A 17086-nucleotide genomic window follows, 5' to 3' on the forward strand; every position below is an offset into this window, starting at 1 on the left:
CAAAGTCAACAAAAAAATATCTTCATCAAATCTTCATAACTTTAATAATAAAGTCTTCATAACCAACAGGTAGAATTTTCTATATAAGATAATTTTATTTTATACAATGGCATTATTAATAATGATTTAATTGGAGGTAATTTTATAATGGAGATCTTAAAAGCTAAAAATATTTGTAAACGATATGGGGCTAAAGACACTAACGTTACTGCACTTGATAATGTTAGTATTTCAATTTCTAAAGGAGAATTTGTTTGTATTTTAGGGGAAAGTGGTTCTGGTAAAAGTACCCTCTTAAATATATTAGGTTCATTGGATACACCTACATCTGGAAGTATTTTTGTAGATGGTGTAGAACTTCTAAATGAATCTGAAGAGAATCTCTCTATATTTCGAAGAAGAAAAATAGGATTTATATTTCAATCTTATAATTTAATACCGGTTTTAAATGTTGAAGAAAATATATGCCTTCCCGTATTGTTAGATAATAAAAAAGTTGATACTGGCTATATCTATGATATTATTGTAACCTTAGGTCTTAAAGACAGAAAAAAACATCTTCCATCTGAGCTTTCTGGTGGACAAAAGCAACGCGTTGCTATAGCTAGAGCTCTTGCTAACAAACCATCTATACTCTTAGCTGATGAACCTACTGGTAATCTAGATAGCAAAAACTCTAAAGAAGTATTAAAACTGCTTAAATTATCAATAAAAAAATATAATCAAACCTTATTGATGATTACGCACAACTTAGAAATAGCAAAAGAAGCTGATAGAATTATAACTTTATCCGATGGAAAGATAATAAGAAATGAGGTGAATTGCTAGTGAATAATTACAAAACTCTTTCTATTAAATATCTGTTAAATCAAAAGAAACAAAGCTTGTTAACAATATCCTCAATAGTATTATCTATCACCTTGATAACTTCTCTTTTAACAGGTTTTTTAACATTTAATAATATGCAAAAAGAAAATGCAATTAATACTTCTGGCTTATATCATACTAAAATCCTTGATTTAACTAGTGATGAGTCAAATTCTTTAAAGACTAATGATAAAGTGTCTAATGTTGGTAATGAAACCTTTATAGACAAAGTCCAATTAAGTGATAAAACATTTTTAGATGTTTTTGCTTATGATTCTAATCTTTTTACTATGAAAGAAAAAACCTTAGAATCAGGACGAATGCCTATTAATTCTAATGAAATAGCCTTAGAACACTGGGTTTTAAATTTAATTAATAAGAATTTACAATTAAATGATACTGTAACACTAGATATAGCTGGTGTTAAAAAGAACTTTACTTTTGTAGGTTTAATTCGTACCAATTCTTCATCAACACTCTATGACCGTACTGGAACCGCCATTATTAATGACTCTAATATAAAAGATTTTACTCACTTAGATAATCCTAATTATAATAGTTATATTTTAATTAAGGATGACTTAAAAATTCAAAAAAGTATTGAGAATGTTATAGCTAACTCTAATTTATCTAGTAAAACTTTAGAAGATAATAACAAGCTTTTAAATATTTTATTTGAAAATAAAGATAGTGATACTTTCATGACACTTATAGCTATTATTTTTATTTGTCTTCTTATTATATTTGCATCAATTGCAGTTATTCATAACGCTTTTAGTATATCGGTATTAGAAAGAATCAAAGAATTGGGAGCATTACGTTCTATTGGATGTACAAAAAAACAAATTAAAAGAATGCTTAAATACGAAGCTTTACTTTTAGGATTAGTTGCTATACCTATTGGATTATGTATTGGGCTTTTAATAATGACAATATTAGTTGTTATTATTAATCATACATACTCTGGAAATACTTCATTAATAATAAATCCTTGCGTTTTATTATTTATATCCTTACTTGGACTTGTTTCCGTTTTAATATCATCCAGGTCACCTTTGTCTATTGCATCAAAATTATCTCCAATTGAAGCTATGAATAATTCTAGTACTACAATAAAAGAAAATATAAACAAAAAGCATAGTTTTCTCTATAATAGGTCATCTATTATTGGAAAAATATCTTTAAAAAATATGAAAAGAAATAAGAAACGTTTCAGATCTACTGTGTTTTCAATAAGCCTTAGTATTATTCTTTTTATATCTTTCTACTCTATTATTAATTATTCTTTTACCATGGTAAATCTACTATCTAATAATGGTGATTTTCAAAGCGATTTAAGAATATCTCATGAAAGTATTGTTGGAAGTGAAAGTAAGAATAATTCATCCTTTGTAGCTGAAGAAGGATTTACTAATGATTTTTATAATAAGCTTAAAAATATAGATGGTGTGGACAATGTTTATAAAAGAAATTTTAGACACGTAGTTTCTTTTTTTGATTTTGGTAAATTAGATAATGAATATATAAATTTCTTAAAAGATACTAAATCATTACCTAACACATTTAAAAACAAAGAATATTTTCTCACTACTAGCAGTGGTTTTTATGGTTATGAAGATGACCAATTAAAAGATTGTAATCAATACTTAAAGAATGGATCAATAGATATTGATGAAATGAACTCTAATAATGGAGTATTGATTATACAAAATAGTTTAATTCTTAATTCAAATAATAATAAAATTAAAAACATAAATCTATGTAATCTTAAAGTTGGGGATGAAATTTTTCTAGATTTTGACCTGTCTAGTGATGTTGATGGATATACTGAAATGATAAATAGTTCTGAGGATCATAATATAAATAAGTTTCAAAAAGTTAAGGTTGTTGGAATATTAAACAATGTACCTTATGATAGAAAATGTCCTTCTGGAGGATTAGGACTTATATCCACAAGTAAAGTTTATAAAAATCTTTCTAGACGTGATACTTCTGAAGGATTTGATGTGAAAATCAATTCTAAATCTGATAAAAATTATGTTAGTAAAACTGTAGAAGATATTTGTAATGATACCCCTAACTCAATATTTGAGGACTTCAATAAAACAAATGCTACACAAAAACAATATTATATAAAAATTTCTATATTCTTATATGGAATTGTTGCTATTATAGTTTTAATTAGTATATTAAATATTGCTAACACTATAAATACTAATATTTTCTTAAAAACCAAAGAGTTTGCAACCTTAAAATCCATAGGAATAACACCAAAACAATTAAAGAAAATGATTGTTTTGGAATCCACATCTTATGGAATTTTGGGTTCTATTTATGGATGCATAATTGGCTTTTTAATATCTATTGCAGCTTACCAATTACTTTTTTCTATTATCAAAGGATTCTTTATTCATGGCAATATAATGGATTTTAGTTTTAATTTTCCTTGGCTAGCTATACTAATATCCTTTTCTACAGCTATAATTATATGTTTACTTTCAACTATTTCTCCACTTAGGAAAATGCTTAAAATTAATATTATTGAAAACTTAAGAACAAACTAGCAATAAAATTTATACAAACCGAAAAATGAGGTCTAAGCACCGTAAACTAGCTAACTGCTTAGACCTCACTTTTCTTTAGATAACACTTTATATTTTGAAAATAAACCTAAAATTTTTAACAGACTCAACACTTTTTCACTAAAAATACTTACATTTTATCTGCTGATTATCACCTAAATGAAGATTTGTTCTATCCGATAGTTTACTAATGCTTATCATTCCATTTCCATTATATAATTTTACTATTTGATTTAACTTCCACTTTTATTTTCAATATTTCTTTTAAATGTATAATAAGTTGCTACAAAATAACATATATAAATAGTTAAAATTAATCCTAATGATATAACAACATTAAATATAAATGCTTTATCTCCTATATAGATGTTTATTTCATTTTTAAATATTTTTGTGTAATTGTATAAGAATATTAAAAATCCTATAACTGCTATGGCTATTGGCATTATAAAGTATAATGATATTTGTTTTAATATTAATCTGTTAATTTCTTTATTGTCTATTCCTAATTTTTTTAGAGTTTTAAATCTCTCTTTATGCTCAATTGAGTCTGATAATTGTTGGAGAGCAAGAACTGTTAAACTAATCATTAATAAAACAGTACCTAGATATATTCCAAGTATCCTCATAGCTAGTGAACCATTTAATATTTCACTGGTTTCTCCTACTTTTATTCTAATAGAACCAGGATATATGCTTTCATTTCTACTAGATATATCATCACCATATTTAGTACATACCTCTCTATAATTTTTTTCAAACCAGTTTGGCACATACTCTTTTCTTAACTTTACTGCTTCATCACAACTCATTTTGATTTTAGTGTTACCAAAAAAATCAGTTTCAGCTAATACCAATGTTTTACATACATCATCTGGTAAAATTATAAGTGTTCCTGTACCCATATTATAAATATATTCACCAATAGTTTCTTTATAATATGGATTTGAACTAATGTTTAACTTAGTTCCATTTACATCAATCGTAGAATTATTATTTATATTATCATTAATATAAATATCATCATCTATTTTTTCCCACTGAGTTGTAAATTCATTGTCCCCTAATGTTATTTCATTATATCCTAGCATTCTTCTTAAATTGTTATAATCACTTAATCCTATTGCTAATGCTGGCATACTCTTACTTTCATATGGATTTTCCTTATTCCTACCCTTGTAGAAATCAGTATCCTTAATAAAATATTTTTCCACCTGGCAATAATCTTTTAATCCATATTTCTCATTACTAAAATAACTAGCAAGGTCACTATAATCTATTTTGGGTATATCTTTTATTTCAGTTATATGAATATATGAATTTGATATATTTATATCAAATGGAAGTCTATAATCTAAAAATCCTACACCCCACTGTGCCATTAAAAGTGTTAAAGTAAAGCTTAATGCAGCTCCTAGAAAAGTTAATGAAATTGTAGCCATTAAAATAGGTGCTGTCTTTATTTTAGAAACTATGGAACCTATTAAAAATAGATTTGTATATTCATATTTGAAACTTGTCCACTTTTCCTTAATTACAACAATTATATATGCCAATGAGTAAAACAATGCATAAGTACCTATAACAAATGTTATTATTGCCACTAATGCACAACTTACTTTTGTGCCTCTTATAATGGTTATATCACTCATTGCTTGCAAGATTTTGTATGAGCAATAACCACAGATTACATAGAACAAAATAGACATGATAAATATAATAATATATACAATATTGCTTCTCTTAAATTGAAATTCAGTTTTCTTTTCATCATTTATCATGTCAATTATTTTAATTTTTGTTAGTGATCTTATATTAAAAACCCCTATTATGCAGAACATAGCTATAAAAAATATAAAAGTTATAATTACAGTGTCTACATATATCTTAAAAGAAAATATTATCTCTTGTTTTGCAGTAATAAGAACTAAGGCAGTAACCAATTGTGAAAATAAAGTACCTATAAAAATCCCTATAAAAATAGAAATAATACCCACCACTAACATTTCAATAAAGAACATAAATGCCACTGTTTTTTGTGGAGCTCCTAATAATATATAGGTTGCAAATTCTCTTTTACGTCTTTTTATCATGTATTTATTTACATATCCTATAAGAATCACCAATAAAGATGTTACTATATAAGTTGAATATTTCAGTATTTGCTTTAACATTTCAAAATTATAAGAGTCCTCTGTTATTAATTTATAATCTGAACTTGATAATGATGTAAATCCATAAAACAAACTTACACATAAAATTAATGTGACAAAGTATATTAAATAATCTTTAATAGAACGTTTTGCATTATTAATAGCTATTTTAGCGTACATCTCTAATATCCCCCCCTAAAAGTGCAACCACATCGAGGATTTGATTGAAAAATTGTTTACGTGTATTTTCACCTTTTACTAACTCTGTGAAAATTTCACCATCTTTAATAAATAAAATTCTATTACAATAACTTGCTGTAAATGAATCATGAGTTACCATTAAAATAGTTGCTCCTAACTCTTTATTTAAATGTGAAATCATTTCTATTAACATTTGAGCTGATCTTGAATCCAGTGCTCCTGTTGGTTCATCTGCTAAAATAAGTTTAGGATTTGTTACTAAAGCTCTCGCACAAGCACAACGTTGTTTTTGCCCTCCTGAAACTTCATAAGGATACTTTGAAAGTATATCTTCTATGCCTAAATCACTAGCCACTTTAATTACCTTCTCATCTATTTCTATCTTTTTAAATCTATTAATTGTTAATGCTAAAGCTATATTTTCCTTAATAGTCAAAGTATCCAATAAATTAAAATCTTGAAATACAAATCCTAAGTTTTCTCTTCTAAATTTTGCAATATCCTTTTGGCTAACCTCTGTTAAATCCTTATCATCTATATAAATATGCCCTGAACTAACATCATCAATAGTAGCTATAATGTTTAATAATGTAGTCTTTCCAGAGCCAGAAGGTCCCATAACGCCAACAAACTCTCCTCTAAAAACATCAAAATTTATATCATCAATTGCCTTTACTATATTCCCTTTGTTCCCATAATATTTTTCCACATTTTTTACACTTAATATTTTATCCATTATTATCACCTCAATGATATTTTACATGAATTCCCCTATTCTCAATTCGATTTAACATTACTTTTACGTTACAGAGTTGTCACAATTACTCAAGTGATAAAAAAGGCTGCGCCCTTTTTTAATTGACGCTTGAGAATTGACAATTGACAATTCTGGTTGAAAGTCACAGACTTTCTGAAAAAGCATTAATATATACTCAAATCTTTTCAAGAAGATTTCTTCCTTCATTCTCAATCTTCAATTATCAATTTGAAAAATCACTCACTATTAGGTTTTACTAACCTTTAAGTCTCTGCAACATAATAATTTCTCTCCACAAAAAAAGAGCATTATACAGCTCCAATTTTACAGAAACTTCCCTTAGGAAATGTAATTACTATTTTGGTATATACTTTTTCCTTTGATTCTACAGTTATTAATAAACCTAACTTATTACATAATTTTTTACAAAGATATAGTCCTATTCCTGTAGATTGATGATTTATCCTACCTTTATTACCTGTAAAACCCTTTTCAAATACACGATTAATTTCATTATCTGGTATTCCTATACCATTATCCTCAATAATCAGTTGAACCCCATCTTTAATATCTTTAGTATATATTTTAACTATTGGGAAATCTTTTGTTCTATACTTCACTGAGTTAACTATTATTTGATTTATTATAAACTCCAACCATTTGCTATCGCAGTAAACATTTTTACATAAATCATTTATATCAATATCTATATTATTTGAAATAAATATTTGTTTATTTCTTATAATAACTTCATTCACACATTGCTCTAGAGAAATCTCTCTTATAAGATAATCCTTTTCAACTTCCTCACTTCTTGCATAAAATAATGCTTGTTCAACAAACCTATCTATGTTTTCCAATTCTTTCAATACTGATCTTGATGTATTTGTCTTATTATTTTCTTCTATTAACTTAATAGAGGATATTGGTGTTTTTACTTCATGAATCCATTGCTCAATATATTCTTTATAATCTTTACGCTGGGTCTTAATGTTATTTATTTCTTCAAGCATAGACTTACTAGCTTTCCTCATTAACATATAGTATGGAACCGCATCAATATAAGGTGGTAAATCTATAATTTCACTGATAAGATATTTTTTATCTAATCTTTCTACTGTTTTTAAAATATCACCAAAATATGCTTTTCTTTTTCTATATTCATATATTAAAAATATAATGAATACTACACTCCAAGTTATTGTAATAGTCATTATAGTATCAAATGTATTTCCTACACTAAAAAGAAATATGCTTAATATAATTAATAATATAACATTTAACAATATGATATTAGATTTTCCTCTTAAATAATCACTTAAACTCATATAATATACCCTTGTCCTCTTTTAGTCTTTATAAAATCTTTAACTCCAATATCTTCGCACTTATTTCTTATTCTAGTTATATTTACAGTAAGAGTATTATCATTTACAAATAAAGCACTATCCCATAAATATTCCATAATATCTACTCTAGATATTATCTTGCCCCTATTAATCAATAAATAATGAAGTATCTTAAGTTCATTTTTAGTAAGCTCAACATCTTTACCATCATACTCTATTTTGCTAGATAATGTATTTAACCTAACACCGTTGTATTCTATAATATCCATTGATTTTTCATTAGGATATGCTCTTTTCAAAAGTGCATTTATTCTAGCCAATAGAATTTGTGTGTTATAAGGTTTTGTGATAAAATCATCCCCACCTAAAGTTATACTCATAAGTTCATCAATATTAGTATTTCTACTTGTAACAAATATAATTGGTATTGATGAAGAACTACGTATTTCTGTACATATCTTAAATCCATCATCATAAGGCAAATTAATATCTAACAAAATCAAATGTGGATTATTCTCTTTAACCTGTTTAGGTATATTATTAAACTCACTAACTCTTATAATGTTATATCCATTATTAACCAAAAGATTCGATATCTCTTTTTGTAATTGTTCATTATCTTCAACTATCATTATATTAAACATATACTGTCTCCTTAATATATTACTTTTCAAAAGCCATTACATAATATATAAGGCTTACTTTTATTATAATAAATATACTAATAATATCAAACTATTCAATTTAAAGTAATAACTTTCATATCTTTTTCATTATCATCACCTTAATCAAAAGTTATAGGACTTTTGATTCTTTTTAAATAGGCTTCTAACCATTCTTCACTAGCAGGTTCATAAGTTGTTTTACCATTTTCATTTTCACACAAATATACTGTTGGCTTTTGCTCTTCTGTAATTACTGAAAATGTGAATCCTTCTATATTTGTAGCAACTCCAAATTTACCTTTATTATTTAAGCAAACTACTGATAAATCTCCTGATTTTCCTCTTCTCTTAGTTAATTTATCATTTAAATCACTTACTGCCTTGTCTGCTGCCTCTTGAGGGTGATATCCTTCCCTCATTAATCTAACAATTTCATAGGATATGCATCCCTTCATTAAATCTTCTCCAAGTCCTGTTGCAGAAGCCCCACCTACTTCACTATCAACATAAAATCCAGATCCTGAAACTGGTGAATCTCCAACTCTCCCTCTTCTCTTCATAAACAATCCACTAGTAGAAGTTCCTGCAACCATCTTTTTATTGCAATCTAGCGCTATCATTCCAACAGTATCATGCCCTGCATAAGGACTTAGACCCTTTTCTATAGTTTCTCTCTTACGCTTTTCGTAATATTGTTTTGCTCTATCTGTAAGCATATTTACTCTTTCAAATCCATTTTTACGAGCATAATCTTCAGCACCTGTCCCAACTAAAAAGCAATTAAATCTTTCTTCACTTAGTTTTTTTGCTATACTTATAGGGTTCTTAAAATCTCTTATTCCTCCTATAGCTCCAATGGAAAGCGTATCACCATCCATGTAAGCAGCATCTAACTCAACTTCACAATTTTCATTAGGAAGTCCTCCATATCCAACAGATTTATAAAATGGATAGTCTTCAACCATTTTAATTGCTGTTTCTACAGCTTCTCCTGCCCTTTTTCCTTCCTTTAATAATTGTGATCCCTCAGTTATTCCATCTATGGCCATTCTCCAAGTTGCTATCATTGCCCACTTCATATATCTTTTCCCCCAATCATTTACTCATCATTTATTAGATTTTTTCTTTTTCATATAGTTCATAAACTAATTTACATATGTGTTCTATGCCGCAAGCTAAAGCTCCTTCCACTTTTCAAAAGTTTGGATAACGAAATACTAGTATTTTCAAACACACAAACTCCTTAAAGGTCATGTTCTTAAAAAATTTTGGATATATTAAAGCATTTTGCTTTATAATAATGATGTGTTAGGCTTAATAATTATATGGCATAAATTGTATGGAGGTGTTCTACATGGATTATGGCAGACTAATATTACTCATAGGACTTTTAGTTTATTATTCTGTTAAATATATTAAAGAAAAAAAAGTAAGAAACTTAGCAATAAGTTTAATTTGTGCCCTGTCGCTTATTTCAGTTTTATTTATAATTAATCCTGATAAAAATATAGAATTCTATAATTTTCTTAATTCAGGTTACATAAAAATCCTAGATATAATATTACTGGTTTTAATATTTATTTTGCCATCTAGAAAAAAAATGAAAGAAAAATCATTTTAAAAAAGCATTACCACGGAATTTCTAATTATACATTAGAATTACCGTGGCAATGCTTTAAGTTTTAATTTAATTACTTATTTAAATATTCATCTATTGCTTTAGCAGCTTTTTTTCCTGCCCCCATTGCAAGTATTACTGTTGCTGCTCCAGTAACAGCATCTCCACCTGCATATACGCCTTCCTTAGTAGTTAATCCGGTTTCCTCTTCTGCAACTATACATTGTCTCTTATTGATTTCAAGACCTTTAGTTGTTGATGATATTAATGGATTTGGTGAAGTTCCAAGGGACATTATAACTGTATCTACATCTAATATAAATTCAGAATTTGGAACTTCAACTGGCTTTCTTCTTCCTGATGCATCTGGTTCACCAAGTTCCATCTTTACACATTTCATGCCCTTAACCCATCCATTTTCATCTGCTAATATCTCTACAGGATTAGTTAAAAGATCAAATACTACCCCTTCTTCCTTAGCATGGTGTACTTCTTCAACTCTTGCTGGAAGTTCTGATTCTGATCTTCTGTAAACTATGTGTGATTCAGAACCTAATCTTAAAGCTGTTCTTGCAGCATCCATAGCAACATTTCCTCCACCAACTACAGCAACCTTAGTTCCTACTTTAACCGGTGTAGAATAGCCATCTTTAAATGCTTTCATAAGGTTTGTCCTTGTTAAAAACTCATTAGCTGAAAATACTCCATTAGAATTTTCACCCTTTATTCCCATGAACTTTGGAAGTCCTGCACCAGATCCTATAAACGCAGCATGGAATCCCTCGTCCTCTAACAATGATTCTATTGTTACAGTTCTTCCTACTATAACATTTGTCTCTATTTTCACTCCTAATTTCTTTATGTTTTCTATTTCTGTTTTAACAACTGTATCCTTTGGGAGTCTAAATTCTGGTATTCCATATACTAAAACTCCACCTGGCTCATGTAATGCCTCAAATATAGTTACATCGTATCCTAGTCTTGCCAAATCTCCTGCACAAGTTAATCCAGCTGGACCACTTCCTATAACTGCAACCTTCTTTTCATTACATTCTTTCTTATCAGCTATAAATACTCCATTTTCTCTGCACCAATCTGCTACAAATCTTTCTAGCTTTCCTATGGCTACAGCCTCACCCTTTATACCAAGTACACATTGTCCCTCACATTGTGATTCCTGAGGACATACTCTTCCACATACCGCTGGAAGGGCTGAATAATTTGATATTACTCTTGCTGCCTCTTCTATATTTCCTTCTTTAACATGTGATACAAATTCTGGTATCATTATGTTTACTGGACATTTTGTTACACACTTTGGATTCTTACAGTTTAAACATCTTGATGCCTCTTCCATAGCCTCATTTATATCATATCCTAAGCAGACTTCCTTAAAATTGGTTGCTCTTACCTTTGGATTTTGTTCTCTTACTGGTACTTTTTTCATCTTAACCATTACTTATCACCTCCGCAATGTCCACATCCACCATGATGAGTATCCCCTTCTTTTTCCTTTAATACAGCTCTTCCCTCTTCTGTTTTATACATTGTTTGTCTTCTCATCGCTTCATTAAAGTTTATAAGGTGACCATCAAATTCCGGACCATCTACACAGGCAAATTTAACCTTATCCCCAACTGTTACTCTACAAGCTCCGCACATACCTGTTCCATCTACCATTATTGGGTTTAAACTTACTATTGTTTTTATATTTAATTCCCTTGTAAGAATAGTTACAAACTTCATCATAATCATTGGTCCTATAGCTATACATAAATCATATTCTTTGGTTTTATTTTCTACTAGGTCTTTTAAAACCTCTGTTACTAACCCTTTACTTCCATAAGAACCATCATCTGTTGCAATATATAGATTTCCAGAAACATTTTTCATTTCTTCTTCTAATATTAATGTATCTTTTGTCTTTGTTCCAACAATAACATCTGCATCTATTCCATTTTCATGTAACCACTTAACCTGTGGATATACAGGAGCTGTACCTACTCCCCCTGCAACGAAAACTATTTTCTTTTTCTTTAATTCTTCTAAAGATTCATCTATCATCTCTGAAGGTCTTCCAAGTGGTCCTACAAAGTCAGAAAAACTATCTCCCTCTTCATAAAACGCCATTTTTTGAGTTGAATCTCCTAAGGTCTGAAATACTATAGTTACACTACCTTTTTCTCTGTTATAATCACAAATAGTTAAAGGAATTCTCTCGCCCTTTTCATCCATTTTTATTATTGCAAACTGTCCTGGATAACAAGATTTTGCAACTCTTGGTGCTTCTATATCCATTAAATATATATTTTGTGCTAAAACTTTTTTGGTTAATATTTTATACATTCTTATTCCTCCAATTTCTTAAAGAAGAGATTTATCTGGTGTTACTAATATTTTTACATGTTTTTTCTTTTCTGGTCCTGTTAATGCTCCAAAACCTTCTTCTACAATATCATCTAAATGTATTCTTTTTGTTATATAACCTTCTGCCTTTATTCTTCCATCATTCATTTGTGCCATTGTTGCAGGAAATTCATGTCTATAAGCTAATGTTCCAACTATCTTCTTCTCCGTAAATACTAATACATTAGGATTAAAGTTTACATCTTTTTCCCATATACTTGTAATAACCATTGTTCCTTCAAACTTTAAGCTGTTAAGTCCTGTATCAAAACCTATTTTAGCTCCTGTTGTTTCAAAGGCTGCATCAACACCTAATCCATTAGTAAGTTTTTTAACTTCTTCTGCTATATCAACTTCATTTGGATCTAATACAAAATCAGCTCCTGCCCTTTTTGCATATTCTTGTCTTATAGATTTTCTTTGAAGTACAACAACTAGTTTTGCTCCTGCAGCTTTTAAACACTCTATAGTTGCTAATCCTATTGGACCTGACCCTAATACTATAGCTGTGTCTCCTATTTTGAAATTAGCCATTCTTATTGAATGTAATGCAACTGCCATTGGTTCTACTAAAGCTGCTTGCTCATAAGACATAGCGTCTGGTATCTTATGCACAAATTCCTCTGGGAATGTAGTATATTCTGCAAGTCCTCCGCCACTTCCACAAAGGCCATGGAATCCTAATGATGAACATAAATTATATTTACCTTCCAAACATGCTGGACATTTTCCACAGGCAACTATAGGTTCAACTATAACTCTATCGCCTACATTAAACTTTGAAACACCTTCTCCGATTTCCACTACTTCTCCTGAAAATTCATGACCTAAAACTACTGGTGCTGTTGTTCCACTTAAAGGATGAGGTTGTCCTACTGGTATAAATATTGGTCCTCCTAAATATTCATGTAAATCAGAGCCACATATTCCACACCACTTAACCTTTATTTTTACATTTCCGTTAGTAACCTTTGGTTCATTTATTTCTTCAACTCTTACATCGTTCTTTCCATACCATAATGCTGCTTTCATAATTTTCCCCTCCAAATTTTTCAAATAATTTTTAACTTTAAATAAAGTTTCTAAGTTTGATTACTTTAATAAAATTCCATATTTTATAAGGTTGCTTAATATTTCTGATACTAAACTCCCCTTATATCGACAAAAATTTAACGTTAATTAATTCACATTTAATTATATAAGCAATAACCATGCCATTTTTCAAAAACAAGGCTATTCGTCTATATTTTTTTGTCAAATACAACACTTTTGTTGAAAACAATAGACTTTAAAAACTTAATAAGCAGAGCTTTTAGTTAAAAATATGTCAATATATTTAAGTACCTAAACAAAAATGTATCAAAATGATACATAATCGAATTCTCATTTTGATACACTTATTATTGAATCTCATTTTGATACACATTTTAGTTGTTAATATTATACTTCTTAATCTTTCTATATAGAGTAGCTCTACCAATATTTAACAATTCAGCAGCTTTCACCATATTTCCATTACTTTTCTTTATTGCAGCTTCTATAGCTTGTTTTTCAAGTTTATCAAGAGATACTGTTTCTGTAAACTCTATGTTTGATTCATTGATTTTATCATTAATATCTAGCTTTATATTACTACCTTCTTCATGGATATAAATCATTTTATCTTCACTTAAATAATAGTCACGTTCAACTACATTTCTAAGTTCTCTGACATTACCCTGCCATTTACTTTTTTTTAATTGTTCTATGTAGTTTTTATCTATATCTTTTACAAATTTACCATCCTTTAATGATAAAGACTTAATAAACTGATTAACTAGAACCTCTATATCCTCTTTTCTTTCTCTTAAGGGTATGGTTTTAATATTCATAACACTTAATCTATAATAAAGATCTTCTCTAAAATTCCTCTTAAGTATCTCAGACTTTAACACCCTATTAGTAGCACCTATTACTCTTACATCTAATTGTTTTTCAAAAGTTCCACCAATCCTTATAAGTTTTCCATTATCAAGAACTCTTAAAAGCTTACTTTGTATATCAAGGGGTAGTTCTCCAATTTCATCTAAAAATATAGTCCCACCATCTGCTAATTCAAACTTACCTGGATGACCTTCCTTCGATGCCCCTGTAAATGCTCCTTTTTCATATCCAAAAAGTTCACTTTCCACCAATTCCCTAGGTATTGACGCACAGTTTACTGCCACAAAAGGCCCCTTTTTTCTATTACTAAAGTTATGTATAGATTGAGCTATTAATTCTTTTCCCGTACCACTTTCCCCTTCAATCAATATATTACAATCGCTTTTGGCTGCTTTTTTGCCAAAGAAAATTAAATCTTTCATTTTATCATTAATCGTAATTATGTCATCAAATGTATAGGACGCCTTATATCCTACAAGCTTATTAACCAACTTATGTACATGTTTTACTTCCCTAAAAGTTATAACTATACCTATGTTTTTTTCATTAACATTCATAGGAACAGCATTTATAAGGCATTTTATTCTAGAATTTTTTATATTAAAATCGCACTCTAAATTATTAACTATTTTAAACTTTTCATCTATCATGTTATTTAAATTTAAGCTTAATAATACTTTATTCATCTCTAAATTAATCGTCTCTTCTAATGTTATACCTAGTATTTCTAAACCTCTACCATTAACTCTTTTAACCTTTAATCTTTCATCAAGTACAATCATACCTTCTGATATTGAGTCAAATGTTATATTTAATAAATTGTAAGAGATAGTTAATGCCAATTGTTTTTGTATTGATTGAGCTGCAGCTGTAACAATCCCTAAAGTATGTGAATGAGCATCGTAATAATTTCCCGACATATTAATACATCCTATTATCTTTCCATCTTCATCATGTATTGGACATGCTGAACAAGTCCAAGAATGTTGATTAATACCAAAATGTTCTGCTCCTATTGTTTGTATAGGTTTATCTAAATATAGTGCTGTACCTACTGCATTGGTACCTACCGCTTCTTCTGTCCATAATTCACCTTTTAAAAAGTTAAGTTCATTAACTCTCTCCATTATAGACTCATCACCTATTACTTCTATTATGTATCCATCCTTATCAGACAAAATTATTGCAAATCCTGAACCTTTAACTATATTGTAAAGCCCCTCCATTATAGGCTTTGATACTGAAATAAGCTCTGAATTCCTTCCTATAAGTTTATCTATAAATGGATGCTTATTACTTCCTTTTCCATTCATAGGATTAACTCCATATTGCCTACATCTTATCCATGAATCTGCAATATCTTTTCTTACATTTTTATGTACATGTCCTGTGTTTATAAATGTTTCCCATGCTTCAGCTATAAAATTCATATATCCATCCACAATAACCTCTCCTATACCCAATATAATAACCTCATCACATAAAATTTACTAATTATAACATTATACCATGAAACCTTTTTAAGGCACATGAAAGAAAATAGACTAGCATAATGACTTGTTATTTTTTTGAATGTGCCTAAAGCAGTAAAAGCACTTATCCAAAGATTAGTGCTTTTTATATTTTAGGTATATTCAAAAAATCAGAAGTCAGTATGCTATCCTCTATTATTTTAATCCATCTCTTAAATTATGTACAAATTCTTTTGCATAATTTTGTTGCTCTATATAAAATTCCTGTGCCTCTGGTAAATAACAGCTTCCTTTATCTAATACGTTATCTTCCATATATTTAATTGTCTCTTCTAGGGTTTGTTTTTTAGAACAACCAATTATCAATGATTTAACAACTAAATATGTTTTTTCTCCTTCAGTCATATATGCATCATGTAATACTTTGCCTTCCAATGTAACTGGCACTTTATCCTTTTGTGCTTCCCATGCTGCGTTAATTATCTTACTTATTTTATCTTCTGCGACTTCTTGTGTTTTTAACCACTCAACTATATCTTTTTCGCTATTATAGATAAATCCGTGAAAATATGCCGCACATGTTACAATCTCCATATCTACATTATATTCACCGTGTTCTAGTAACTTTTCAACAGACTTTAATATTCTACCTATATGGCATAAATTGTGCATTATATCCTTTTTTGCATAATATGGTTGAGCAAATTCTTTAAGATTTTCTATGTTTATCATATTCTCCCCCCGTAAAGTTCACACGATCTGTTAAGTTATATGAACATTGATCTTCTCAACCTAAGGAAATACAATAAGTTTGCGAAACAAAATAATACCCCCTTAAAAGGAGAGAAGAACAATGAACAAAGCTAATATAAAATGTCCTCGCTGCCATTCTAATAAATTGTATAAGTTTGGTTTGAATAAGCAGGCTAATCAAAAGTATCAGTGTACACAATGTAAGCGTCAATTCGCCTTAGGCGATGGCGACGGATTACCTAAATTAAATTATCCTAAATGTCCTATGTGTGGTAAGGGTACATACTTACATCATTCTTATAAATATTACAATCGTTATAAATGTAATAATAAAAAATGT

The 17086-nt window shown here is 28.9% G+C and carries 14 protein-coding genes; 4 read left to right on the forward strand and 10 right to left on the reverse strand.

The annotated features are described in order from the left end of the window. Positions 1–147 precede the first annotated feature (147 nt). On the forward strand, positions 148–828 hold the full coding sequence (locus BM119_RS12920; RefSeq protein ID WP_090042070.1) for an ABC transporter ATP-binding protein: 681 nt from the start codon (positions 148–150) through the stop codon (positions 826–828). Then, positions 828–3431 carry an ABC transporter permease gene (locus tag BM119_RS12925; RefSeq protein WP_090042071.1) on the forward strand — a complete coding sequence of 868 codons (2604 nt, stop codon included), beginning with the start codon at positions 828–830 and terminating at the stop codon, positions 3429–3431. The genes BM119_RS12920 and BM119_RS12925 overlap by 1 nt, the downstream gene beginning before the upstream one ends. Positions 3432–3682: 251 nt before the next feature. Here the strand turns inward: BM119_RS12925 and BM119_RS12930 are convergent, their stop codons facing one another. The 5 genes from BM119_RS12930 to BM119_RS12950 all read right to left on the reverse strand — a co-directional run bounded on the left by BM119_RS12930 (position 3683) and on the right by BM119_RS12950 (position 9653). Next, positions 3683–5782: an FtsX-like permease family protein gene (locus BM119_RS12930; protein WP_090042073.1), complete on the reverse strand. Its 2100-nt coding sequence runs from the start codon at positions 5780–5782 to the stop codon at positions 3683–3685. Next, complete coding sequence (locus BM119_RS12935; protein WP_177199420.1) at positions 5772–6539, reverse strand: ABC transporter ATP-binding protein; 768 nt, start codon at positions 6537–6539, stop codon at positions 5772–5774. Before BM119_RS12935 ends, BM119_RS12930 begins: the two co-directional genes overlap by 11 nt. 329 nt (positions 6540–6868) lie before the next feature. After that, a complete protein-coding gene (locus tag BM119_RS12940; RefSeq protein ID WP_090042075.1) occupies positions 6869–7888 on the reverse strand; it encodes a sensor histidine kinase in 1020 nt (339 codons plus the stop codon). Further along, positions 7885–8553 (reverse strand): response regulator transcription factor, encoded by a 669-nt coding sequence (locus BM119_RS12945; protein WP_090042077.1) that lies wholly within the window; start codon positions 8551–8553, stop codon positions 7885–7887. The genes BM119_RS12940 and BM119_RS12945 overlap by 4 nt, the downstream gene beginning before the upstream one ends. Before the next feature lie 140 nt (positions 8554–8693). After that, positions 8694–9653, reverse strand: a complete 960-nt coding sequence (locus tag BM119_RS12950) for a glycosylasparaginase (RefSeq protein WP_090042078.1) — start codon at positions 9651–9653, stop codon at positions 8694–8696. A gap of 275 nt (positions 9654–9928) precedes the next feature. Between BM119_RS12950 and BM119_RS12955 the strand changes: the two genes are divergently transcribed. After that, positions 9929–10195, forward strand: a complete 267-nt coding sequence (locus tag BM119_RS12955; protein ID WP_090042080.1) for a hypothetical protein — start codon at positions 9929–9931, stop codon at positions 10193–10195. A 70-nt stretch (positions 10196–10265) separates the two neighbouring features. On the opposite strand, the gene gltA is transcribed toward BM119_RS12955, so the two are convergent. The 5 genes from gltA to BM119_RS12980 all read right to left on the reverse strand — a co-directional run bounded on the left by gltA (position 10266) and on the right by BM119_RS12980 (position 16725). Then, positions 10266–11648 carry an NADPH-dependent glutamate synthase gene (gene gltA, locus BM119_RS12960; RefSeq protein WP_090042082.1) on the reverse strand — a complete coding sequence of 461 codons (1383 nt, stop codon included), beginning with the start codon at positions 11646–11648 and terminating at the stop codon, positions 10266–10268. Then, complete coding sequence (locus BM119_RS12965) at positions 11648–12538, reverse strand: sulfide/dihydroorotate dehydrogenase-like FAD/NAD-binding protein (RefSeq protein WP_090042083.1); 891 nt, start codon at positions 12536–12538, stop codon at positions 11648–11650. Before BM119_RS12965 ends, gltA begins: the two co-directional genes overlap by 1 nt. 18 nt (positions 12539–12556) lie before the next feature. Further along, positions 12557–13630: a 2,3-butanediol dehydrogenase gene (locus BM119_RS12970; protein ID WP_090042085.1), complete on the reverse strand. Its 1074-nt coding sequence runs from the start codon at positions 13628–13630 to the stop codon at positions 12557–12559. A 395-nt stretch (positions 13631–14025) separates the two neighbouring features. Continuing rightward, a complete protein-coding gene (locus BM119_RS12975; RefSeq protein WP_090042092.1) occupies positions 14026–15963 on the reverse strand; it encodes a sigma-54-dependent Fis family transcriptional regulator in 1938 nt (645 codons plus the stop codon). A 225-nt stretch (positions 15964–16188) separates the two neighbouring features. After that, the gene (locus BM119_RS12980) at positions 16189–16725 is read right to left on the reverse strand and encodes a hypothetical protein (protein WP_090042088.1); all 537 of its coding nucleotides are present in this window, start codon (positions 16723–16725) and stop codon (positions 16189–16191) included. Positions 16726–16846: 121 nt separating this feature from the next. Between BM119_RS12980 and BM119_RS12985 the strand changes: the two genes are divergently transcribed. Continuing rightward, positions 16847–17086: IS1/IS1595 family N-terminal zinc-binding domain-containing protein (locus BM119_RS12985; protein WP_341465757.1), on the forward strand; the 240-nt coding region annotated here is incomplete at its 3' end.

This window comes from Clostridium frigidicarnis (genome assembly GCF_900111985.1).
Classification (GTDB): Bacteria; Bacillota; Clostridia; order Clostridiales; family Clostridiaceae; genus Clostridium_Z; species Clostridium_Z frigidicarnis.